The organism is Fibrobacter sp. UWR3, assembly GCF_900143055.1.
In the GTDB taxonomy this organism is placed as follows: Bacteria; Fibrobacterota; Fibrobacteria; order Fibrobacterales; family Fibrobacteraceae; genus Fibrobacter.
Genome location: NZ_FRCW01000011.1, coordinates 1 through 24,144, shown reverse-complemented (window position 1 = coordinate 24,144; position 24,144 = coordinate 1). Strand labels below are relative to the sequence as shown.

Below are 24,144 nucleotides of genomic sequence, written 5' to 3'. Positions count from 1 at the left end.
CTCTTGTTTTAAAATTCCTGATTCCCTAGAATTGGGTAAGTTCCTTGGCCTTCGCCTCGATTTCGGCAATCGCCTTCTTGCGGCCTTCGGCAGAGTCTTCGTTGCCGAGCACGATGTTCACGAAAACGGAACCCGCGACAACGGCATACACGTGCTTGCTGAGCACCTTGGACTGTTCGCCGTTACGGATACCGAAGCCGCCGAGCACCTTCGCGCCGCCCTTACCGACCGTGTCGATAAAGTCGAGCGTCGCCTGGTCAATCGTGGTTTCGCTGCCGGTCGTGCCCGCGCGGAGGGCAGCGTAGATGTACTTGAAACCCTTGGAGGCCATCGTTTCGAGGCGTTCCTTCGTCATGCTGGGCGCTGCCACCGGGATGTTTTCGAGGCCGTGCTTCTTGCAGGCTTCGGTGAGGCCCTCGTCGCAATCGAACGGCAGGTCGGGAATAATGCAGGCCGAAACACCCGCGTCCTTGCACATACGTACAAAGTTGTCTATACCCGGCGTAAAGGCAAGTGAGCCGTAGGTCATGATGTAAATCGGCGTTTCGGGGTGGCGTTCGTGAATCTTCTTCACGACTTCAAGCCCCTGCTTGGTGGAGTAACCCTTCTCGAGAGCGACGGTAGAGGCCGTCTGGATAGCGGGACCGTCGGCGCTCGGGTCACTAAACGCGAGCTGGATTTCAAGGATGTTGGCGCCACCCTTCACGAGAGCGTCGGCGATGGCAATAGAAGTTTCTGCGTCCGGGAACCCGGCAATGAGATGAGACATTAAGTTCATAGATTAGACGATAGACCGCTTCGCTGGTAGACGATAGACGAAAGAGCTTAATTTCAATCTACTTCATCTAGAAGCATTGCTTGGTCTTCTCCTTATAGTCAAAGTTTAATTGTTTATTAATTGGATTTATCCTTAAATACGAGAAAATGAAAATTCTTTCGTCTATTTGTTCATAATCTCCGCGTCGTGGATGTCCTCGTTGTTTTCGAGGCGCTTGAGTTCGGCCTTCAGGAATTCCTTCCACTTTTCGGGTCGGAATACCGGGCTCGTGATAAAGATGTCCTTGTCGCCGCGGCCACTCATGTTGATGACGAGCGCCTTGTCCTTCGGGAGTTCCTTCGCAATCTTCATGGCGGCGGCACCCGCGTGCGCACTTTCGAGCGCAAAGAGAATGCCTTCATTGCGGGCAAAGAACTTCACAGCTTCCAGAGCTTCCTTGTCGAGAATGCTCGTGAATTCCACGCGGCCCGATTCGCCGAGGGCGGCGAGTTGCGGCCCGATTCCCATGTAGTCAAGACCTGCCGAAATGGAGCGGGTCGGCATAGACTGGCCGTCTTCATCGATGAGGAAGCGGCTCTTGTAACCCTGCAGAATGCCTTCGCGGCTCGCGTTACCTGTCATGCGGGATGCGTTCTCGCCCACGTTCGGGCCGATGCCACCCGCTTCCGCACCAATCAGGCGCACGTTCTTGTCTTCGATAAACGGGGTGAACACGCCGATGGAGTTGCTACCGCCACCCACGCAGGCAACGATCGCGGCAATGTCGATGTTGCGTTCTGCGGCCTGGCGCTTGACTTCTTCGCCGATGATGGACTGGAACGTACGCACGATATCCGGGAACGGAGCCGGACCGAGGGCAGAACCGAGCACATAATGCGTGTTCTTGAAATTCGTAGCCCAGTCGCGCATGGCTTCGTTCACGGCATCCTTCAGGGTGCGGCTACCGCTCGTGACCGGCACGACCTTGGCACCGTACATTTCCATGGTCGCCACGTTCGGCTGCTGGCGGCGCACGTCAACCTCGCCCATGTACACGACGCATTCGAGCCCGAGTTTGGCGCAAGCGGCTGCGGTAGCGAGCCCGTGCTGGCCGGCACCCGTCTCCGCAATAATGCGGGTCTTGCCCATCTTCTTTGCGAGCAAGCACTGACCGATGGCGTTGTTGATCTTGTGGGCGCCCGTGTTGGCAAGGCCTTCGAGCTTGATGTAAATCTGCGCACCGCCTAGGAGTTCGGTCGCGGTCGGGGCGAAGTACAGCGGAGTCTCGCGGCCAATGTAGTCGCGCTGGATAACGTGCAACTCCTCGAGGAATTCCGGATCGTGGATGTACTTGTTGAACGCCGCTTCGAGATCGTCGAGCGGGCGACGGATGATTTCGGCAACGTACTTGCCACCGAACTTGTCAAAGAAACCGTTGTTAGAAGTTGTAGAAGTCATAGGGTTAGTGAGCAGTGGTTAGTGGTTAAAGGTTCTCGGGGTAAAAAATTAAAGGCCTTCGGGAGTCCGAAAGCCTTTTTCAATTCTTGATTTTAAGCACTTGATGAAATCAGCAAAACCGGACTCTATGTTCTAGAGCCCCACCACCAACGGTTGAAACGGATTGCAGAATTCATCTTCATGTTGCCAAAATTAGGAATGTATCTTTTTGGCGGCAAGGGGTCGCCCCAAAATTTTTGAAAAAAAATTGAAGGCCCCCGGAGGAGCCTTCTGAAACACTAGATGAAAAGGCAAGTCCTGAATCCCTTTTCCCGAGAACCCTGCCGCTAGCGGCCAGAGCGGATTGCCCGTTTCATCCTTATGAAATTCAATATATATACTAATTCCTTGTCTGTCAATAGGTTACAAGCAAATTTTTGTAAATTAAAATTTAGTCAAAAACGCCTATTTTTGCAAAATTTCGAACAGTTTGCGCATTTTTTCCGCATTTTTGATTCCCAGTGCGTCTTCGACGCCGCTGGATACATCGATAAGTTCGGGACGGAATTTGGCCACGATTTCGCCCACGTTTTCGGGGTTTATACCGCCCGCAAGCCAAAGCGGCAGGTCGCCCACTTTTTCTCGCAGTAATGATTCGGGAATGGTCTTTCCGGTGCCGCCGGGAATGCCTTCGACTTTCGCGTCCAGCAAGATGCGGGGTTCGCCGTTCCTGCGGAGGGCAGTGACGTAATTGAAATCCTCGGGAGCACCTACGCGGGCAGCGCAGTAGTAGGGAATTCCAACTTTATTTGTCCCTTCGACAAGCTCAGTGACCTTATCATCCGCCAGCTCCAGGCACTTTGTCGGCTCGATTCCGTGAAGCTGCACCGCATCCAAGACGCCTTCCTGGGCGAGCCTGATGGCGGTCTTGCCTTCGGGAGAATCCGGGTCAGTGATGACGCCGACGAGGAGCGGAGATTCTTCGACTCCGTTAACACTACGCTCAGGATGACACAAGCGAATTTTCGCAGCGAAACCGCGCACGAATTCTTCAGTTGTCAAGCGCTTGGTAGTGCTGAATACAAAGCCCAGCATGTCGGCACCGAGTTCAGCGGCAAGCATGCCGTCTTCTTCGCGTGTGATGCCGCAGATTTTAACAAGCGGATGAGGCCGCACGCTCCCTTCGGCAAGCTCAGGGAACTTTGCGGAAAACCTTTTGGCATCCCTGCGTTCCGCGAACTTTTTCCAGAACTTGCCGCGGGCATTTTCGCACCCGCTTTCGAACGCAGCCACAACTTCTTTCGCGAGCGGCGGGTTCTTCGCGACAGCCTCGCCCACAAGGATTCCCGTGAACCCGAGGTTGCGTGCATACGCTGCATCGCCCGCGCTCAGTATGCCCGATTCAAAAACCGCCTTCGCCGGCAACTTACCGCGCACCGCAGCAGGAACCAGCGGGTCGGTATGGAACGTAGCGAGATCGCGCGAGTTCACGCCCGCGACAATCGTCTTCACGGCATCTGCCCCGAGCGCCTCCAGAACAACATCCAACTTCCGGAAGTCGTCCTTCTCGCGGACCTCGACAAACGCCTGTATCCCGAGGCCCTGGGCACGCTTCGCCATTTTAATAAGTTGTCCGTCATCCAGGATTCTTGCAATCAGGAGCACAGCATCAGCACCGCAACGGTACGCGATATCGATTTCGTCTTCGAACAAAAGAAAGTCCTTGCGCAAAACGGCGCAGGCGTGCAGTCCCTTCTTTACGCGTTCTTCCATCGAATCGGCGACCGCAATCAGGTCGCGGAGCGTTCCCTTGAAAAAATTGCCTTCGGTCAGCACCGAAACCGCCTGGGCGTGTGCATCCGCATACGTACTGGCAAGCCCAACCGGGTCAAGGTCCGGAGCGATGTCACCCTTCGAGGGCGATGCACGCTTGACTTCGAGAATGGCACCCGGCGTCCCGAGGAACTCGATGTGCCCGCGGCGTCGCTTCTCCGGAATCTCTATTCCGAAATTCAGGCCCAGCCGCTCGATATCCTCGCGGCGCATGCGTACGATTTTTGACAAAATATCTTCGCTCATCGGTTACCTTCAATCCGGGTTTCGGGTAAGAAAATTTAAAAAATTTTGCGTTTATATGGAAACACTTGCCAACAATAAACGAATCGGGCGCCCCGTCACTAAAAAGTAAGTTTAATGTAAACTACAGACTCGTGGATAAACATACCCATAATACTAACTTTGGGTAACTCTAGAGGATTTATGAAACTGAGCAAGTATCCGAGTGCCCCGTTGTTTTTGCTGTTTGTCTTTTGCAGCATTTTCGTTCAGATGGGCCTGTTCGTCCATTTCCAACGTTGGCTCTCCTTCTCGTTCGAAGGTTCCGCCTTCTGGTGGCGCAGCATGCTTTTGCAGGTCGCCATCTTTGCCCCGAGCATCTTCATGATGCCAGCGGCAAGCTACTTCGCGGGCCACTACCACAAGGGCCGCGTGATGGCGTGGTCGTCCGTGGGCATGCTCGCCTCCGTCATCGCGATTGTCGTGTGCTACGTCGCGGGTGCGGAATGGGTGGCCTATGGCCTGCTGGGCCTATACGGCGTGTTCCTCGCGGTCCTCACTCCGGCAAAACTCGGGATAATGAAGGAAATCGTCAAGAACGAGGACCTCGTGAAAATAAACTCGTGGTACATGGCACTCTCCGTGCTCGGCACCGCGGGTGCGGCGTTTTTCGCGATGGGGCTTTCGGGCCGCCCCGATTCCCCGGTAAGCATCGACCTTACGCTCTGGATTTATCTCGGGCTCAGCGCACTTTCGACCCTCGCCGCATTCTTCATCCGCGCGGGCGTATCGCACAACGAACTCAAGATGCGCTCCCCCATGCGCAATTTTTCCGCCACCTGGAGCCACCCCATCGTGCGGCTCGCCATCCTCGGGCTCACCGCCTTCTGGGGCGTAACGCAGATATTCCTCATACTCATCCAGAGCATGAACGACATGCTCAACACGGCGGTCATTCCCATATCGATGTTCATCGTTGCCGCGGGTTACTTTGTCGGTGCACTTTCCGCCAGCTGGGCTTCCAAGGGCTTTGTCGAAACCGGGCTCATCCCGTTTGCCGCGGCCGCTTCCGCCATCACGATGTTCGCCATCCCGTTCGTGCACAACGACTGGCTGCAGGCAGTTCTCTACGGCATCATCGGGTTCAGCACCGGCGCAGGCTTTGTGATATTGCGGACGGTTCTCCAAAGTTTCACGCGCCCCGATACCGCAGGCCGCATACACGCCGTCGCGAACATGATTCAGATGGCGTTCCTCGTGCTCATCATGGGCGGGCAGACGCTGCTCCTGATATTCACGCCAATTACGCTCGATTACTGCTTCATGATTCTTGCGGTAATCCTCGCGCTGTGCTTTATCATGAACCTGAAGCAGACCCCCATGACGCTCCTGCGCGCGTCGCTCCGCTTCGCGTTCGCCTTCGTGTTCCGCTACCGCTTTATCGTGAAGGGAGTCGAGAACATTCCCGAAACAGGCCCCGTTCTTCTTGTTGGCCCGCACTTCAGCTTTATTGACTGGGCTGTACTCCAGATGGCATCGCCACGCCCGCTACGCCTCGCAAGCAACCGCAACACGTTTGCCGACTGGTACCAGCGCTGGTTCATGCACGGGAAATACGTGATAGACATTAACCGCCGCGACCCCGCCCCCGCCATGGAACAAATCCGCAAGGCGCTCCTGAACGGCGAGGCAGTGGTAATCTTCCCCGAAGGCGAAGTTTCCAAGACACCGTTTGTTTCAAAGTTCTCGCTCGACTACAGCAAGGCAATCGAGAACACGGGCGCGCAGATAATCCCGTTCTACATCCAGGGGCTCTGGGGCAGCCGCTACAGCCAGGCATCCGAATGCGTGATGCGCCCGCAGGCGTTCAACCGCGTGATAAGCGTCGGGTTCTCCAAGCCGCTCCCCACAAGCGCATCCGAAAAAGAAATCCGCAAGGACCTGCAGTACCTCGGAAGCGACATATGGAACCTCGCGATGGAGCATTCCGAATCCATCATCCCGCTCTGGTTCAAGGCAATGCGCAAGCGCCGTAGCCGCCCGATACTCATAGACCCCGCAGGCAACCACGTGAACGGCTACGACATGATTCGCCTTTGCCATCACTTCGGCAAGGCAATCAGGTCAATTGCGAGAAACGAGAAGAACATCGGGTTCATGCTCCCGACAAGCCGCGACGCCGCACTCGGGATTATCTCGATTCTCGGCACCGGCAAGACGAGCGTCAACCTAAACTATTCCTCCCCCGTGGACACCATCCTCGGCTGCATCGAAAAGGCAGAAGTTTCTACCGTCGTCACGACGCACGCCTTCCTCGACAAGCTCTGCAACAAGAATGGTGAATTTGTCCACATTGCAGAAAAGTGCAAGATAATTTATCTGGACGACGAAGAAAAGAAACTCACGACGCTCGGGAAACTCGTCTCGGCATTCATTATCCGCACATGCCCCAAGAGCATCCTGAGGCCGCTCTGGTTCACTTCCGCAAAACTCTCCGACGATGCGGTAATCCTATTCAGTTCAGGCTCGGAAGGTACGCCCAAGGGCGTCGAACTCACGCACAAGAACGTAATCTCGAACGCACTCCAGGGCGATAACGTCATCAAGCTGTGCCGTACCGACGTGATGACTGCACTGCTCCCGCTTTTCCATTCGTTCGGGTTCACGCTCACGTTTATCCTGCCCCTCCTTGACGGCGTGCCCATGGTGCTCTGCCCTGACCCGACCGACATCAAGACGCTCGCCCGCGTGTGCGCCCAGTACAAGACGACCATCCTCATGGGCACCCCCACGTTCCTGCGCGCGATTGCGATAAACCGCTGGGTACACCCGATGTGTCTCGATACGCTCCGCTATATTATCGCGGGTGCCGAAAAGCTGCGCCCCGAAATGCGCGAGGCGTTCAAGCTCAAGTTCGGCAAGGATATCTACGAAGGCTACGGCTGCACGGAACTTACCCCGCTCGCGACGATAAACGCGCCCAACGTGCTGCTCGATGACTTCCTCACCATGGAAAAATGCAGCGACCCCGATACCATCGGCATACCGCCTCCCGGTACCGTAGCCGCCATCATTGACCCCGAGACAAACGAGTTCCTGCCGCAAGGCGCCGAAGGCATGCTCGCCGTTACCGGCCCGCAGGTGATGAAGGGTTACCTGAAGGACGAGGAAAAGACAAACAACGTTGTCTTTATTACCGAAGGCAGGCGCTGGTACAAGACCGGCGATAAGTGCATCATTACCGAAGAAGGATTCGTGAAGATTCTCGGGCGATACAGCCGCTTCGCGAAACTCGGAGGAGAAATGATCTCGCTTACCGCAGTCGAACTCCGCATCGGCGAAACGAAGATTCTTGACGGCAAGGAATTCGCCGTCACGGCAGTGCCCGATTCCTCGAAGGGCGAACGCATCGTGCTGCTCGTGAAGGAAGCGGAAGACCCGGAAGATATCGCCCGCAAGTTGCGCAAGTCCGGCATGCCGCCCCTGATGCAGCCCGGGAGCGTATTCAGCGTCGAGAACATCCCGAAGCTGGGTAGCGGCAAGTGGGATTTCCCGGGTATGAAGAAACTCGCCACCGAACTCGTCGAAGGCAAGTAGGCTCAAATCAGTTTAGCCATCCCCACCTTACCTTCGTCATCCCCGCCCCACCATTGTCATCCTCGCGGAGGCGAGGATCCTTTCATTCGTCATCCCCGCCCCCTCCATCGTCATCCTCGCGGAGGCGAGGATCCTTTCATTCGTCACCCCCACCATTGTCATCCCCGCCTTACCATCGTCATCCTCGCGCAGGCGAGGATCTTTTCATTCGTCTTGCCCGACTCGGTCGGGGATCTTTTTGTTTCCGCAATGTAAAAATTGCACGTAAACAAAATTTATTTGGCACATTTTGGCCGCGAAATCGTTTTATAGTATAGATAGGGTATTCCTTATCCGCGACACGGGCGCGTTCCCGCAATAAACGAAATAAAAATGACAAGAGAGGAATTCCTCGCCATGGTCAAGGACGTACACGAGCATCCCGAGCACCTGGCGAAATACCGCAAGAAGTACAAGAACGTCTACCCGTTCAGCGATGGCATCTTCAAGATGCTCATGGCAAACGAGGCCAAGCCTCGGCGCACCGTGAAGTTCCTGAACGCCATGCTCGGCCTCACCGGTCACAAGGCTATCAAGACTTACACGCTGGGCGTACCCGAGAATCCGGGAGTACTCAACGACAAGACCGCCATCTTCGACATCTACGGCACCACGCAATCCGGTGAGCCGGTGCTTATCGAGGTACAGCAGACATTCAACAAGCTTTTCGTCAACAGACTCTTCTACTACACCAGCCGCGTCGTCTCGCGCACCGTCAAGAAATCGCAAGATTACAAGCTGCCGCACATCTACGTGCTCTCGCTTTTGACCGAGAACCAGTTCCCGAAGGAACCGGATACCTACCTGCACCATGCGCAAATCGTGCGCAACCGTCGCATTTTCTACAACAAGCTGGATATCTATCTGGTCGAAATCGAGAAGTTCTTCGCCATCGACAAGCGCACCCCGCCGGGCAAGCGCGAAGCGACCGACAGGGCTGAGATGCTGCGCTTATTCCGGGATGTTCTTGAAGAAAAGGACATCCCCGAGGAAAAGCTGAAGAAACTGCTTGACAAGGACTTCATGAAAGATGTATCTTTAGTAGGGTACACCGACGAAACACTCCTGAACGAGGTTGACGGGATGACGAATATTATTTACGAAAAACAGGGATCATATTTGCAGGGCGGCGAAGACAAGGCAAACGAAATCGCCCTCGCGATGCTTGCCGAAGGCGATTCCGTTGACAAAATTGTCCGTGTTACCAAGCTCCCGAAGCAGGAAGTGGTCAAGCTGAAGCGGCAAGCCGCGAAAGAACTGGCAACGGCGTAGTTCTATTGTCATCCCCAGCCCGTCATAAGGTCGCTGAGCCGATGCACTGAGTTTATCGAAGTGTTGTCGAAGCGCACCAGATTTGGCGGGAATCTCCTAGAAGCCCCTCCCCTTTCATCGGCAAAAGCCCCGGGCGGTGTGTGCGTCCTGGGGCTTTGATTTGTTTAGGGAGAAAGGGAAGGCTCCCCGGTGGGCTTATACATTTGCAAAAAGAATTACTCTATCTGACGATTTACTAATCGCAAGACGTTTCAATCCACCACCAGGTCTGATTGGCTTCATCATTTATCCACACAGGAGAAGGTTTGCGATCAGGATTCATTGTATAGCACTTTCCATTTGCCATATTTTTCAATCCAGATTTGTAACAATGTTCATCGTATTCGCCGACTCCATTCACGAAAGCAATGCACTTGCCTTCGTTACCGCCACCACCGCCACCACCGCTACCGCTACTGCAAATAGAGGGAACAGTGCCAGTAATTATCACTTCTGCATAAGTCCATGTGGGAAGGTCTATATAATAACCTCCATTTTTCTTTTGGGGGACATTTGCCGAAAGCCACGTGTTGCACGCTGTTTCATTTTCGCATACCGTCTCAAGGTTGTTCGTGAATGACTTGCCATTAATTTTGAAAGATTGCGAAGCTTGATTGCCCCAATGTAATTTCGACGCTGTTTCGAAGAATATGCAATGAGTGTTTGCATTGTTGTATGTCATAGATGCTGTTTCTATATTCGAGCAACTGGCGCTTTCACAAGAACATTCACATACATCTCCACCGGAACCTCCCGAAGTATACTTCACTTCAAAGGTACATGCGTCCGTTGTGTGTCCGCCATCATCAGTCAATGTCAGCGAATAACCTATGGTACCAGACGGATTTGTCGCGTTGAACGTGATATCTCCACCCGTAAAATCACCTGTTGCACCAGAAACAGCAGCGCCAGTTGTCGTTGCAGCAACGGTATATGTACATCCGGCACCTTCACATCCACCTACAGTTAGATTCCCATGAGGAATCGTTATCTCAACAGAACTTGCAGCATCTTTATCCTCTATAGCAATGCTACTACACGAAAGCGTTGCGTGCGTTTTTTCTGCCACTGTTCGAGAACAAAGCGAGTCCGTACTTCCATTAAAGTACAAACTGTAAGTGCCTAGGCCCAGATTCGGAACTGAAATACTTTCTCCACATTCGCTTGACGACGAAACAGGATCTGTCACGCCATCTTTTTTCAAGACCCAGCTATTGCAATGCGTTACGCCGGTAACAGAGAACGTTGCCTTTTCTGTAGCATCAGAATACATTGATTCCGGACTAACAGAGCATTCACCGGTAGGCACTCCGACGGGTCGCTTGTAAGTCCCGCAAGATGACTGTCCATCCGTTCCATATAGAATAGATAAAACGATTGTTCCTCCTTCCGCAACAACATCATCTCTATTAAGATCCAAAGATGTTGAAACAGCGTTTGCATTTACCAGCATATTCTGCGTCCACAAAACATGCCCTAAGACACTCGTCTCAACAACCTTGACAGGGACATTTTCATAATTAGAGCTAGAAGCAGAAATACTCAACGTATTCCCTGAAATACTACAGCTTGCTTCTGCTTCCACAGCGGCAATTACCTCAAATTCATCTGTAGTGCAACTTTCGTATACAGCGCCAGCTTTATTCGTAGCCTTGACTGTATAACTGTATTTTCCTGTCGAGAACTTTTCCGCCTTCGTATTGACAGATGGGGTCCAAATATCTCCTGTAACAGGCTGTTTCCCTTCGCCATACCCGATATCAGTTATGTCACTTGTCAGCGAAACAGAGTAATAGCACCCTGTACTCGGGCAGTTCTCAAACGAATAAGTCAATGTTGGAACACCAAGCCCCTGAATCACAGTCTTTTCGTTTTCCGGAATGCTACAATCTATCGTCATCTTTTTGTATTCTTTAGTAGTCGCATTGCAACTTACCGTCGGCGCATCATTGTAATCGGCATCATCGTCCTCGTATGCGCCAATCGTGAACGTATATTGGAGCGAGCCAGTTCCCGTATGCAAATGTTCTTCGAACGGCGTTTCCGCATTATCATCCACCATGAACTGGCCATTTTCATTGCAGCTCACAAATTCACCAGGAACAACGATATCACCTGAATTCGCCGTTATCTTGCAATGTTTCGCATTCGACACGTTTCCAATCGGAGCTGTGATAACCCATTTTTTCGTATTTTCTTTATCAAACCCTGCAGAAACTGCATCGCAATTCATGGTTATCGCATACGGGCAATCACTGGATATCGCCTTCAGTGTAAAGCCAGAAGAAGCCTGCAACCGGACCGTTTTTACCTTTTCCGGGTTGAATCCGTACTTGTTCAAGAATTCTTCAACAGGGATTGACGTTGCCGAATTGCTGAGATATCTTGCTGGAGATTCAACCCCGTTTTCGTCGACAAGGACGATCTTTATGTCGGCGCCGTCGGACAGGCCTTCAAAATCAAAGTTTAGTGCAGCCTCTCTCAAATTGAACACAGCATCATTCTGAGTGAACGCTCTTTCACCCGATATATACTCGCTTCCCAGGAAGATTTTTACATTTTTCGAGCATTTTTTCTGGTCTCCAACATAGAAACGTCCGCAATTTGCAAACAAGTCAATGCTGGTATTATCCGTATTCGGACAAGCCGCTTTTACGGAACCATTTTGAACATACCCATTTCCATCGTTGTGTAAATATCCATGCAAGCCTTCTTCTTCAAAGTAGAACTTGTTTCCGCTAGTCAGTTTCAAACCATCCGCAGCATTGTTTACACTCTTGTAGTACCCATCATCCGTCCCCTGCGAGCAAGAACCAACAAGAGAGCCATTCCATCGATTCACAAAGTAACTAGAGGGCATATCACAGCCATTATAGTAATACGCGTCAATACTGCAACTTCCAGAATTTTCAAACCAGCTAGAGTAGCCAACCCATGGTTCGACCGCCGTTTCAAGCGGAACCTGTCCTCCCAAATAGTTTGCAGCAAACGAGCAACTTATCGACGGATAGTCAAAGCAAGCCGTATTCGTAAAATCGTCAGTCCTCCAACCGATATCGTGAATCTGGAATTCAGGATTAGAAAGTTTGAAGCCGACATACTGATGCTCAGCATCATTCAGGGTTCCATAAGACCAATCAGACGACAAATTGAACGTGTGGCTGTAAGCACCCTTAGCCACAACTGTCAAATCGGACCTATTTAAAGTCAGCTTCACATTTATCGGCTCCATTGGGTCAATGGTGAAGGAGTTATCGGAGCCATTCACAAGGCGATGTTCAATGCAGTTAGCCGAAGATGTAGAAAGGCCAGAAGCAAGGCATACACGAGCGTACGCAGCATTTGATTTCCCATATATATTGACCATAAGGTATTCGCCAACGGCCTTGTTCGACCTTACAACAAAGCCATCGTTCAACATTTCATTTTCATGACCAGCAGAAACTTTCGCAGTTTTTATTCTCGCAGTCAACATTCCGTTTGGTCCAGCCAGATTACGGTGCATGATTAGAGACGTCTGGCCTCCTGAAATATGACTCAGGAATCCGTTATCTACTGACGGAACCTGCGCCCCAGCAGTCGATGCCACACGAAGCCACTTTGCGTTATCTCCATACTTACCGCTGCCGACATTACATTTTGACGAATTGTCACATTCGTCTATGCAATGGCGATTTGTCTCCGGTTCCGAGACACTAGCGCATGCCGTAGTCATAGTATCAAGAGAGGAATAGAAGCAGTGTTCGTCTCGTTCGTTGAAATGCGCCATTAAAGAACGGTTCTCACTTATTGTAAACACAAGTTCCTCACTCACGTTGTTCACCCAATCGCAGTGAGTATCGTGGCACGACCAATACTTGAAAGCATCGTTCCCTGACGCATTTGGAACCAACTTTATCGTAGTCCCCACAGGTATCGAATACTCGCAAACGGTACTCTTGCATTCGTCATTAAATACTTCAAATTCTTCCAATCCAGTTTTTTTCTTCCAAACCTCAATTTTTGTATCGGAATCCTTAGCACCCACCTTTTCTATACGCAACGGGACACTTTTCTTTTTGAGAGACGCATACAAGATATAGGGCTTGTCGGGATTATCGTTATCATCCTTCGCTCCAACAATAGAGTTGTCCAAATCAGGCTTGTAAAGGACACAGTAGTTGGAATTAAACGAAAGCGCCCTAAGTTGGATCGGATTGCTGCTACTATTGCCCGACGGACATCTCCACTGTTCATTTGCCATGCCCTCTTCTGTTGTGCAGTTAGAAATAGCTTCAACCCAGACCCCCGAAACCATATCGCACTCTTCGTCATCCGCAGCAGTAGCATATTTCAAATTATCACCCTTACAGTTGTCGGGGTATTTTTCACAATATCTGTCGATTCCTTCGCGCTTGATGGTCGCATACCCTGTTATATTGAACGATTTGGTAGCATTTCCGAGAATTGCGCAATTAGTCGGAGACTGCAGAGCGAAAATCACGGATCCCGTCTGAGCACTAGATGTGGTCGTGACCGTAAACAACGGAATTGTTTGAGCCGTATTCCCCGCAGATCCGCTATACACATAAACATTGTCATAACCAGCTTTCGGCTCTAAATTGGGATTTGCGGAAGTAATCGTCCAACCGGTAAGGTTATCATTCATCACATTTATTTCGACGCTGAAATTCTGAGAAGCTGTTCCACCTACGGCCGGAACCAGGAGATTTACTGCATTTGTACTGGCCGTACCAGATGTTATGTACACAGAAGCGGGACTTTCAAAAGAAACACGCGCATCCGTTGGGGCTTCTCCCGTCACGGAAACATAGAATTCACTCTCAAAGTCGCCTTCCCTATAGGTACACTTGTAGTTCTTACCAAACTTCATTACTGACGTCTGCGTAGAAAGTTCGGTCGTCGCTGAGGGGCCTCCCGCGCAAGTGGTCAATCCATTAAGTTGCGTACTCGCTCTGTTCAACGGCATAACCGTGAAGTAATCCGTCAGTTTGCCAACGGCTTCTTCACTCAAATATATCACGCGAGGCAAGACAATCAAGGAACTCTTGACAGTATCAGGCCTGGACACTGTTTCCGCATTCGCATATTCCGATTCTACTTCTATATGGAGTTGAGCCCCCGTCGCAATATAGTTCTTATCGTAGCCTCCTTCTGAAACGAGTTCGTCATCGGTCAGTGTAGGATCAGCAGGTTCATTCATTGCCTCACCACAAGTTTCAGCCAACCTTGGGCAAATAACCCCTACAGAAGCCAAATGGCTTGCCATTGCTGAATCATATTCCATTGTCTGCTTGTCATTCAAGCCTCCTGGTATCTTGGCGCAGTTTGCGGATTTCATGTAGAACGAGCCCTTCCACATTCCGGTAGAACCATTTCCAAGTGCTGATATGTCAGCATCTGAAAAAATGAAATATTTAAACAGGCTGTGACTACTATACTGTTGAAGTTCCCCAGAACCATATGGTAAATACATAAAAACTTCGCTACTTGACGTTGTCCCAGGCACTTTTCCCGTCAATCCTGTTCCATCAACAAAAATGATAAACTTTCCGTCAAACTCGGTTTTAGGATCAGTAAAAATGTATCCCAACTTTTCAGGAGTTGCACGCACGACAAGATAAAGATTATCCCCCCTGCCATATTTTTCACTTGCCGGAACGGTTTTTTCGCAATTATTCAATTCTTCCACACCTTTTCCATCTTTCAACTGAGCAAAAGACTTTGCAAGCACATTTGCAACACATTCTGTCTGATATTTTGCGGCACCATAGGAACTGTCCGTCTTTAAGATATCGGGGACAGCCTTTTTCGCATTATCATCCGGACAATTATTCAGATTTTTAAAGTACTCATTGCAATACGAATAAATACCATCCGCACATGCTATGGATGGTTCGCCGGATACATCCGAATGCAAGTTATCCTTCAACGCTTCGGAATAGAAAGCCGTATAATCACCCGTATGAGTTCGCGTCACTTCTTTTTCACAATTATTCCAGTCTCCCTTACAAGAGTACCTAATGTGATATAATCCTAAATCATGAGCCTGATAATAATAAGAATAGTCTCCATTATCATTCGGGCATGATCCAGTTGCTGTATAGAGTGTCCAGGGGTACAAAATACTCGGGATATGATCATCATAATAGTTTGTCGTTGGAGTAAAATAGAGTCTATTAGTCGGAAATGACCCTACACGATATTTTTCATCACATATGTTGACGTTTTTTATATATAACTGCGAATTAGCGTTTGTTCCTAGTTTTACATAAGCATAATTACCATTTGGCGCAACCTTATTGCCAACAAGACCTCTTTCATTCGGGACCCACATTGAGCCCTTAAGTTCGAAATTTCCCTGGTTTTCATTACCCGGATTTTTAAAGTCAACTTTAGACGCATTCTCCAGCAAGCACATATTTCCTCCAATGTAGGTCTTATGCGCTGTCGGGTTACCATCCCATCGACCCCTCAACGAAACATTTCCCAAAATTGTAATACCCGCTCCACTTTGAGACACACCAACATTACCATTAAAATACGCATCACCTGTTATTTTCTTATTACCATTTGCAGATATCGAAAAACTATTGACATTTCCACCAACGTAAATATTGTGAGCAGAATCCAACCCTTGGTTAGAAATTATAAGATTTTGCCGCACGCAAGTATTCGCTCCCAATTTCAGGTGGTTTGTATTGTTGCTGCTAAGATTACCTGTAATAATAGCATCATTTTCTACCGTTATTTGACTTCCTGTAAGGTCGCCATTAACCAACATGGCATCAGCCTTTGAATTGGTTCCCATAGTCGTAGAACCACCATAATATGCAAAGTTGTAATTTAAATCAGCAGAAACATCTTCTTCCTTAGTCGGCACCATCACCCTGTAAAGTCCAGAAACTTTCATGACAGCTGCTTCTGTATGCGTACTACCATTCCGCGCCTTACCCGTAGAAACAACCTTTATCTTATAGACATTGGTACTTGCATCTACAGCGACCACAGATACACTAAAATTCTGGCTACCTTGCCCATTATTACCAATTTCTGTTTCAGGAAGAACCTTGTCTAAACTAATAGGTTTTTTCTTATTATCGAAATACTGCTTGATAATAGCGCCAACATCGTTACCATGATAGGTCATCCACGAACGCGCAGATTCAATACCGGCCACAGCAGCCTGTCGCGCTTCAGCCTGCATCATTCTTGACGCACTCGAACGTCCTTCGCTAGTGAGCCATTTGTAAGTTGCTGTCGCCGCGATGGTTGCAACAAGCATAAAGAGAAGGACGGTGATGAGCGACACGCCTGTTTTCTTTCGCATTTCGTTCAAAATCATAAACATCTCCTAGTCCGCAGACCCGTTGCTCGGCGTCGGGATAACTAAATTGAGTGAACTACCTTCGCCATTTTTTTTCACAACCATATCAATGCGGAACGCTTTAACGTTTTTCTTGTCTGCCAACGATGGTGTGTAATTGTCTGCCAACAACGGTGTGTAAGTTTCATCAAACATATAGTCCCCATCATTTATCTGATATAACTGGATATTCGATAGAGTTATCGGCGACATGCTGACTGTCGGCGAAAAAAGCGATACGGTAAATACAATACAGCCGGTCACGTCAATTTTATTACCACTACCATCATCTATTCCCCGCGTCATAAAAGACACAGACCTTTTACCTGCACCATTGCTATGGGCGGGAGGATAAATGAGAAAATCAGGAACATCAGGAATTACCGCAGGAGCATCCCCACCAACGTTACGAATACCTACAGCAAAATGATCAACCCCGGGCCTAAACATCCTTAACTGATTGTTCATGTCTGTCATTTCTAAACTGAGCTCATACGTTTTGCCCTTTTGGAACGTCAAAGCTTTACAATTATTTTTCCATGACGATGCCGTAACCGCCGCCTCGTCCGATCCAACAGAATCAGCAAGAAAGAAAACATGCTTGACAGGATTTGATGGCATTGAACCATCGCTTTTATAATTCGTTACCATATTCGTAAGCGATACAGTACTAGCGCCCTTGATTGGCGAAGATTCTGCCTTTAAAAACATTTCCGATGTATTTTCGTAGGCAATAAATCTAAAGCCTTTTTTTGATGCATCAGGATAATTTGGGAAAAGTTTTGAGGCATCTGCATCTAGCACTCTCGGCTTTGCTGGAATTACGGAAAATTTTTCAACATTTTCCGCTATTTCCACCTCTAATCCATCTGCAGTACAGGTTTCAGCATCCGGAGTTCCATCAATTTCTTGACAAGTACGATACAGTTTATGGTTCGCTCTGACAAACCACGCAACCTTCTCTGTTCTAATATACTCACCGGTAGAGCTATAATTAACACGAAGCACAGCCAAACTATCAAGGCCAGTTCCAAACTTATTCTTATGCAAATGGTAAGACGATAAATCCTTATCCGGATCATCTGATTTTATGTAGACCTTCGTCTTTACATCAAAAGCATCCGCATTTGCGTCAGAAGCGCTAGCATCCGTCACACTCTTCGCACCCATCTGCGCAATGTCATCCACCATCAGCGCAGCCACGTTCTCGGCAACCTCGGAAGCCTTGAGCATGCTCTGCGTGCGGACGCGCATCTTGGTCGAATTGCTGAACGCCTGGCCCGCGACAATAACGACAATACCCACGATGGCGATATAGACCATCAGTTCCATGAGGGTAAAGCCTGCGCGCTTGTCTGTAGTAATCTTTCCCATACCGTCCACAGTCCGTTCAGTGTACACAAAAACCCGCGGCACACGCCGCGACGCGGGGCCCACACGAGTCCCGTCCTGCTTAAAATAACTTTTTTCGGGAGAGAAGGCTCAAAAAATCTTTACAAAACGGCCAAAAGTGGGATTTTTCACTAAAAAAAGGGGGTTTTGCGGGGGCAATCCGTCTGGCGGGCTCATTTAACGCAAATTACGCGTAGAATAGAAAGTTTTGAAACCCCGAACTGTTGCAAAAAATGCAACAACTGAATCCGCGTCCAACTCGCCACTTTCCAGCCCCCTTGATGTGCCTAGATATCGTAGTTATTGCAGGCGGATATAATCGACATGGTCTAAAACGACTTAGCCCGCCACACCAGTCAACAACATCAAGTCGAAATACATCATACGGGTGTGCAGTTTTGCAACCGATTCGATTTTGCGGTACTCGCATTCTTGCTGTTCCGAAGAGAACATATACTTAAACCCATTCGCCTCGTAGAAAGCAAGTGGAACCGGTTGGTTATATGCATCGACCACTAGGTAACGGCAGCCCGTCTTGTTGTCAGGATCCACGAACCACTGCTTGATGTAGTCAAGCAACTTGCTGCCGACATGCATCTTCTTGAACGAATTGTTCACACCAAGGCGACTAATCAATACTGCCGGATATATAAGATCCCGCTTCTCCCATGGAAGATTCTAGAAAGGCCATTTTAGAGCCACGGCTCCGTTCTGCCGCCTCCGCATTTTTTACGAAAGTCTCGGCAGCCGCGCCCGTCAAGATCGGTATTAGATCCGCCCTATTTTCACTAGCCGACGCCACAAACTGAACATTTGCCCACTATCAAATGTTCGCAAACGCGAAACGGTTGTCAATACCCCCGGCGCATTTTTCGAAAAAAAATTTCGCGCGGGCAAACAGCATCGGGCTCATATCGGGGAGGTTCCCCGGCCAGGGCCGGGGGCGGGGGCTCACTTAACTTCTATCGTATTTTTACAGCACAGATGAAATCCGCTCGCATTATAGAACCGCTGTTTCACTTCTGCCATTCCCCGCGAAAAATCAGGATGCCGCCGATTCGCTACGTAAGCATAGCGTTTTCCCACTTTTTTAGCAGATTTCGTCTTCAGAAAAACATCAATCGTTGATTTAAGTTGACCGGTAGCATCGCCAACAGCCTTCCTTGTCAACCAAGCCAAAAAGGACGTCGGTCCGCGGTGGTTCCTTACGATATACGGGATTAAAGAAATCCATTATCTACGCACCTCATCCTGGATTTCAAGCAATGCATCGAACATCTCGTTCGTATCGTTCAAAGCGGAATTCAGAAAATTCGTATCACTAGGAACACCATCATAATTGCCCAGAAGTTGGAATTCGCCATCCTGCGAAATTTCATATATGGAGACATCCTTCGGGCGTACTGCACCACCGCGAGGCACAATCAAATCCATCTTCCCGAGCAACTCCTTTGACTTCGCAGAATGCTTCAAATCTTCCTTAAGCATACCCGCTTTGATGGCGAGAGTAAGGTAATTCAACATATAGGGACTATGCGTCGTAAAAACAAGCTGGTTATAAGCCAGTTCATTGTTGACCTTCAAAAGTTCATTCAACACATTACGTTGAGTTTCCGGGTAAAGATTCTGTTCGGGTTCTTCGACAATGTTTACCAAGCGCCCATTAAAATACCCCGCATGAAGTTGCTTAATCAGCGTGGCACGCATCGAACTAGACAACGACCCATCTTTCAAAAGCTTAGTAACGCGATTAATAATCTTGCGTCGTTCCACTTCACTAGCCGATTCCAAGCCAGCCCCCTTCTTGTTTTCCTTAATCTTGTTAAACAAGTAACGCGTCACAATGACCATAGGAGCCATAGACTGGAAGCCACTTGCAGCTTCAGTCATTTTTATGCTAAAATTAGAATCACTCAGCCAAGCAGACTTGGTCAGCTCGTCGTACGACACCTTGAACCCGTTAAGCGGGAGAGACAGAGGCTTTTTCGTATTTCTTAGGGCCCTGGAATACTCGTCCAACATTGCAGACAATGACCCCGGCAAATTTTGGATCTTATCGGCATCATCCAAGGCCGCCATCAAATTGCGCTCCGCAGGTATATACATCACCTGTGGACGGACAAAGTTCCGAGCCGTTTTTATTTCAGCGACATTCAGCCTGCCCTTTTCATAGGTAAACTCAAACTTCGTACCCTTGAAGTAAAAATATGTATCCGTTTTGAAATAGTTCTGTATGTTATGGAATGCACAATATTTATCGCGAAACACATTTTTTGCAGTCAACTCATTAATGCCAAAATCACCCCGAACCAAGGCTTTCTCAAGCCAAAAGAAGGTCGATATCAACTTGGCAATAGAGCTTTTTCCGGACCCCTGCCTACCACAGAGAACAGTAACCTTATTTACTTTCAAGGTTACACCACAACTGTTAACAATCGGCCCGAAATTTTGAATAAGAATCTGCTGCATACTCCAAATATACTATTTAGAAAGGCCATTTTCCTTCGGCCCTCAGCTTGGCAATTCGTGCTGCGTTACGCACGTCGAAACCGCTCCATTCGGCACATTGCCGGGAGAAATCAACGGAACCACGGTTCTTCTCGGCGTCTTCCGCATTTTTCACGAAAGAAGATGCCGCCGCGCCCGTCAGAATCGGAATATTGCTAATAGCCAAGGCCATATCTACCCCTCAATATACATTTTTGAACTACATTCCGCAAATGGCACCATCGGTTTTTGGGGCCGAGTACTCCCCAAAATCAGCAATAATACACATTTGTTCACTATCAAATATACACAAACGCGAAACGATTGTCAATACCCCCGACGCATTTTTTGAAAAATATTTCGCGGGGGCGCGCCAGCGACCCCGCGGGCATCTTGTGCCCCTCATCCAGCAACTGCCCTACCTCAGCGGGTTCTTGTCGCTCTTGTACCACTTCATGAACTCGGCGATGCCGTTGTGCAGGCTCCAGTGGGGCTTGTAACCGCATTCCGCCTCAAGCTTCGTGGTATCTGCGTTTGTCTGGTAAACGTCGCCGGGCTGCATCGGCAGGAACTCCTTCTTCGCGGGCTCGCCGTAGGCGTTCTCGATTTCGGCGATAAAGTCCATCAGCTTCACCGGGTGGCTGCAGCCGATGTTGTATACTTTATACGGAACCCCGTTCGGGCATTTGTCGGCGACAGGCATGTGGTCGAGCGCATGCACGGAGCCCTCGGCGATGTCGTCGATGTAGGTGAAGTCGCGGATCATGTCACCGTTGTTGAACACCTTGATGGGCTCGCCCTTCGAGATGGCGCGGGCAAAGAGCATAGGGCTCATGTCGGGCCTCCCCCACGGGCCGTAAACCGTGAAGTAGCGCAGTCCCGTCATCGGGATGCCGTAAAGCTTCGCGTAGGAATGCGCCATCAGTTCGTTGCTCTTCTTGCTCGCCGCATACAAACTAACAGGATTGTCAACCTTGTCGTCTTCGCTGTAGGGCACCTTCGCGTTCAAGCCATAAACAGAACTGGACGACGCATAGAGCAGATGCTTCACCTGGTTGTGGCGGCAGGCCTCGAAATTCCGCATCAGCGTTTCTTTTTCGCAATCTTTTTCCTTTGTGACGCTCCCGTTTCGAACGAGGCGCAGTATTCACCAAGCAATTTCTGAACCGTTTCTTGCGGAATCAACTTCTTTTTGTATTCGGCAATCAATGTCGGGCTCATGGAACGGTTCATCGCATATTCGACAACAACCTGATCTGCCGAGGGGCAAAGGATCATGCCAATAGAAGGATTTTCGTTAGACTTTCGAACATCCCGGTCCAAGGCCTCCAAGTAAAATTCAAGTTGTCCCAAATCCTTGGGATGGAACTTTGTCGTTTTGAGTTCAATCGCCACCAGAGCCTGCAAACCCCTGTGATAAAAGAGCAAGTCAGCCTTATACGAAGACGACCCCACTTGCAGAACATATTCCATATCAACAAACAGAAATTCCTTGCTGCCGAGTTCAAGAATGAAATTCTTCATCTGTTCCACGATGGATTTTTTCAGCTTGTTTTCAGAATGTTTTTCCGGTAAATTCAAGAAATCCAGGAAAAGTTCGTCCTTGAAGGTTATGCCTGCCTGCGGATAACTTTTCAGCATTCCCTTCGACAGATTCTTCTTTGTCCTCAAGAGGGTTGTAAATGTGTCGTTTGCGATACAACGTTTCAATTCCCTATAATTAAGGCGTTCCTTGTTTGCATAGAGCATATAAAAGAGCCTCTGCTCATAGGATCGGCAATTACAAAGAATTTCCACATGATTCGAGAAGGACGTCAACAAAACAATTCTCGGAAGCAATCCTAATTGTGCAGACGCTGTCTGCACAATTTCCGATTTCACATTCTTTTGGAGCACATCTACGTCCAATTGTGCAGTTTCAAGCTGCACAAATTCAGGATTCAGCTTCGATTGCACGAAATCAAGGAAATCACCAGACGAATACTCGTCATACAGCATCACCATGTTGTAGATGTTTCTCTTGCTAAAGCCTTTCAAAGTAGGATCCTGCGTATGGATATAATCGGCAAGGTCCGAAACGACTTTGGCTCCCCATTCGTTGCTCTTAATTTTGCGGCTTACAAGCCCACCCACAAACTTCCCTTTTAAAACCCCTCTAAATATACATCTTCATTTTGTCACAAAATGTCAAAATCCGATTTTTGGGGAAAATTGTATTGTTGGGCCTCTATTTTCTTGGTCAATTTCGTCAAATTTCACGTAAATTCGGAATTTCCGAATTTTTCGCGGGGGCGCGTCAGCGACCCCGCGGGCATCTTGCACCCCGCATCAGCATTCATCCATCTTGCGACCCGCATCAACATCCATCCACCGCCGCGACCCGCAAGAGGCAAAATCCCCCATCTTGCGAGGGGCGGCGGAGCCCTTTGGCGGAGCCGCCACTCGCACAATTGCAAACTTTTTTCTACATTTGTCCCACAATATTGCTGTTGTTTGGAGAATTTCAGCAACCCTGAAGAAGGAATTATATGAAGATCATTCTGCCTGTTGCTGGCAAGGGCGAGCGCATGCGCCCCTACACCAACAACCTGCCCAAGTGCCTGTTGCCCGTCGGCGGAAAGACCATCATCGACTGGATTGTGGGCGACACCCGGCAACTCGCGCCCACCGAGACCATCTTCATCACCGGCTACAAGGCCGAAGCCATGGACCGCTACCTGGCGGGCAAGCCCGAATGGGGCAAGACTCGCACCGTTCTCCAGAGCGACCCGCAGGGCCTGGGGCAGGCAATAAGCCTCGCGCTCCCCTACACAAGCGACGACGAGCCCCTGCTCATAATACTCGGCGACACCCTGTTCGACGCGGACCTCGGACGACTCGCGGACGAAAGCGAGAACGTGCTGTACACCTACACGGTGCAGGATCCCCGACGCTTCGGCGTGGCCGTCACCGGCGAGAATGGGCGCATCGAGCGACTCGTGGAAAAGCCCCAGGAATTCGTGAGCGACGAGGCCATCGTCGGCATATACTATATCAAGGATGTCAAGGCGCTCCGGGCGGCGCTGAAGCACCTGATGGATAACGACATTCGCACCAGGGGCGAATTTCAGCTGACCGATGCACTGCAGATGATGATTGAGCAGGGCTGTAAGTTCCGCACCGCCCCCGTCCGCGAATGGCTGGACTGCGGGCTCCCCGAGACTCTCATACAAACTAACACATGGTTGCTACAGAACAAGTTCGAACTCAATAACATCAGCCGCGCCGCCGTCGACCAAAGAGATACCATTCACAATGTCAAGTTGATTCCCCCGTGCATCATCGGGAAGAACGTCACCATCGAGAACTGCACCATCGGCCCCAACGTAACCATCGGGGACAACTGCAAGCTCAAAAACCTAACAATGAATAACTGCATCATGTGGGACAACGAAGAAACTGGATATTCCCACTTCGAGAACCAGATTATCGCTAGTTGCTGACACATTGTAAGGACAATCACATTTTTCTATTTTTTAAATCCTCACAGGAGATGCAATATGCTGCGTATTGGCTTAATTGGTACTGGAACCGTCGGTGGCGGTGTCATTCAGATTCTGGAACAGAAGATTGCCGAGTACAAGGAAAAGCTCGGTGTCGAACTCGAACTCGCCTGCATCTGCGCGAAGTCCGAGGAAGAAGTTGCCCCGTACAAGGCGAAGGG

At 49.6% G+C, this 24,144-nt stretch carries 12 protein-coding genes and 1 pseudogene; 3 read left to right on the top strand and 10 right to left on the bottom strand.

Annotation, left to right across the window (positions count from 1 at the left end; all coding sequences use genetic code 11):
* Positions 1-25 precede the first annotated feature (25 nt).
* The 3 genes from trpA to BUA44_RS12820 form a co-directional block, all read right to left on the bottom strand.
* Positions 26-778, bottom strand: coding sequence for a tryptophan synthase subunit alpha (trpA, locus tag BUA44_RS12830; protein ID WP_072812767.1), 753 nt, complete (start codon positions 776-778; stop codon positions 26-28).
* A 162-nt stretch (positions 779-940) separates the two neighbouring features.
* Positions 941-2,215, bottom strand: coding sequence for a tryptophan synthase subunit beta (gene trpB, locus BUA44_RS12825; RefSeq protein WP_072812764.1), 1,275 nt, complete (start codon positions 2,213-2,215; stop codon positions 941-943).
* 444 nt (positions 2,216-2,659) lie between these two features.
* A complete protein-coding gene (locus BUA44_RS12820; protein ID WP_072812762.1) occupies positions 2,660-4,273 on the bottom strand; it encodes a bifunctional indole-3-glycerol phosphate synthase/phosphoribosylanthranilate isomerase in 1,614 nt (537 codons plus the stop codon).
* A 180-nt stretch (positions 4,274-4,453) separates the two neighbouring features.
* Here BUA44_RS12820 and BUA44_RS12815 point away from each other — a divergent pair, with 180 nt between their 5' ends.
* A complete protein-coding gene (locus BUA44_RS12815) occupies positions 4,454-7,846 on the top strand; it encodes an MFS transporter (protein WP_072812759.1) in 3,393 nt (1,130 codons plus the stop codon).
* 372 nt (positions 7,847-8,218) lie between these two features.
* Entirely contained in the window at positions 8,219-9,157 is a 939-nt protein-coding gene (locus tag BUA44_RS12810) for a PD-(D/E)XK nuclease family transposase (protein ID WP_072812756.1), read from the top strand.
* Positions 9,158-9,392: 235 nt separating this feature from the next.
* Here BUA44_RS12810 and BUA44_RS12805 read toward each other — a convergent pair whose 3' ends face one another.
* The 7 genes and pseudogenes from BUA44_RS12805 to BUA44_RS12775 form a co-directional block, all read right to left on the bottom strand.
* Positions 9,393-16,541, bottom strand: coding sequence for a pilus assembly PilX N-terminal domain-containing protein (locus BUA44_RS12805; protein WP_143152005.1), 7,149 nt, complete (start codon positions 16,539-16,541; stop codon positions 9,393-9,395).
* A 9-nt stretch (positions 16,542-16,550) separates the two neighbouring features.
* The gene (locus BUA44_RS12800) at positions 16,551-17,936 is read right to left on the bottom strand and encodes a prepilin-type N-terminal cleavage/methylation domain-containing protein (protein ID WP_143152004.1); all 1,386 of its coding nucleotides are present in this window, start codon (positions 17,934-17,936) and stop codon (positions 16,551-16,553) included.
* Positions 17,937-18,293: 357 nt separating this feature from the next.
* Positions 18,294-18,590: a GNAT family N-acetyltransferase gene (locus BUA44_RS12795; RefSeq protein ID WP_255370559.1), complete on the bottom strand. Its 297-nt coding sequence runs from the start codon at positions 18,588-18,590 to the stop codon at positions 18,294-18,296.
* Between the two features lie 597 nt (positions 18,591-19,187).
* Positions 19,188-20,423 (bottom strand): AAA family ATPase, encoded by a 1,236-nt coding sequence (locus tag BUA44_RS12790; RefSeq protein WP_072812747.1) that lies wholly within the window; start codon positions 20,421-20,423, stop codon positions 19,188-19,190.
* A gap of 16 nt (positions 20,424-20,439) precedes the next feature.
* A complete protein-coding gene (locus BUA44_RS12785) occupies positions 20,440-20,634 on the bottom strand; it encodes a hypothetical protein (RefSeq protein ID WP_072812744.1) in 195 nt (64 codons plus the stop codon).
* 225 nt (positions 20,635-20,859) lie between these two features.
* Positions 20,860-21,513: pseudogene (locus BUA44_RS12780) on the bottom strand (NAD-dependent epimerase/dehydratase family protein); the annotation flags it as partial.
* An 11-nt stretch (positions 21,514-21,524) separates the two neighbouring features.
* A complete protein-coding gene (locus BUA44_RS12775; protein WP_072812740.1) occupies positions 21,525-22,574 on the bottom strand; it encodes a PDDEXK nuclease domain-containing protein in 1,050 nt (349 codons plus the stop codon).
* Between the two features lie 395 nt (positions 22,575-22,969).
* Between BUA44_RS12775 and BUA44_RS12770 the strand changes: the two genes are divergently transcribed.
* A complete protein-coding gene (locus BUA44_RS12770; RefSeq protein WP_072812736.1) occupies positions 22,970-23,923 on the top strand; it encodes a sugar phosphate nucleotidyltransferase in 954 nt (317 codons plus the stop codon).
* Positions 23,924-24,144: the final 221 nt, after the last annotated feature.

Excerpts from the sequence above, each read along its gene's own strand:
- BUA44_RS12800 (WP_143152004.1), bottom strand. The coding sequence starts at position 17,936 with ATGGGAAAGATTACTACAGACAAGCGCGCAGGCTTTACCCTCATGGAA.
- BUA44_RS12770 (WP_072812736.1), top strand. The coding sequence starts at position 22,970 with ATGAAGATCATTCTGCCTGTTGCTGGCAAGGGCGAGCGCATGCGCCCC.
- trpA (WP_072812767.1), bottom strand. The coding sequence starts at position 778 with ATGAACTTAATGTCTCATCTCATTGCCGGGTTCCCGGACGCAGAAACT.
- BUA44_RS12810 (WP_072812756.1), top strand. The coding sequence starts at position 8,219 with ATGACAAGAGAGGAATTCCTCGCCATGGTCAAGGACGTACACGAGCAT.
- BUA44_RS12805 (WP_143152005.1), bottom strand. The coding sequence starts at position 16,541 with ATGATTTTGAACGAAATGCGAAAGAAAACAGGCGTGTCGCTCATCACC.
- trpB (WP_072812764.1), bottom strand. The coding sequence starts at position 2,215 with ATGACTTCTACAACTTCTAACAACGGTTTCTTTGACAAGTTCGGTGGC.
- BUA44_RS12820 (WP_072812762.1), bottom strand. The coding sequence starts at position 4,273 with ATGAGCGAAGATATTTTGTCAAAAATCGTACGCATGCGCCGCGAGGAT.
- BUA44_RS12790 (WP_072812747.1), bottom strand. The coding sequence starts at position 20,423 with ATGCAGCAGATTCTTATTCAAAATTTCGGGCCGATTGTTAACAGTTGT.
- BUA44_RS12785 (WP_072812744.1), bottom strand. The coding sequence starts at position 20,634 with ATGGCCTTGGCTATTAGCAATATTCCGATTCTGACGGGCGCGGCGGCA.
- BUA44_RS12815 (WP_072812759.1), top strand. The coding sequence starts at position 4,454 with ATGAAACTGAGCAAGTATCCGAGTGCCCCGTTGTTTTTGCTGTTTGTC.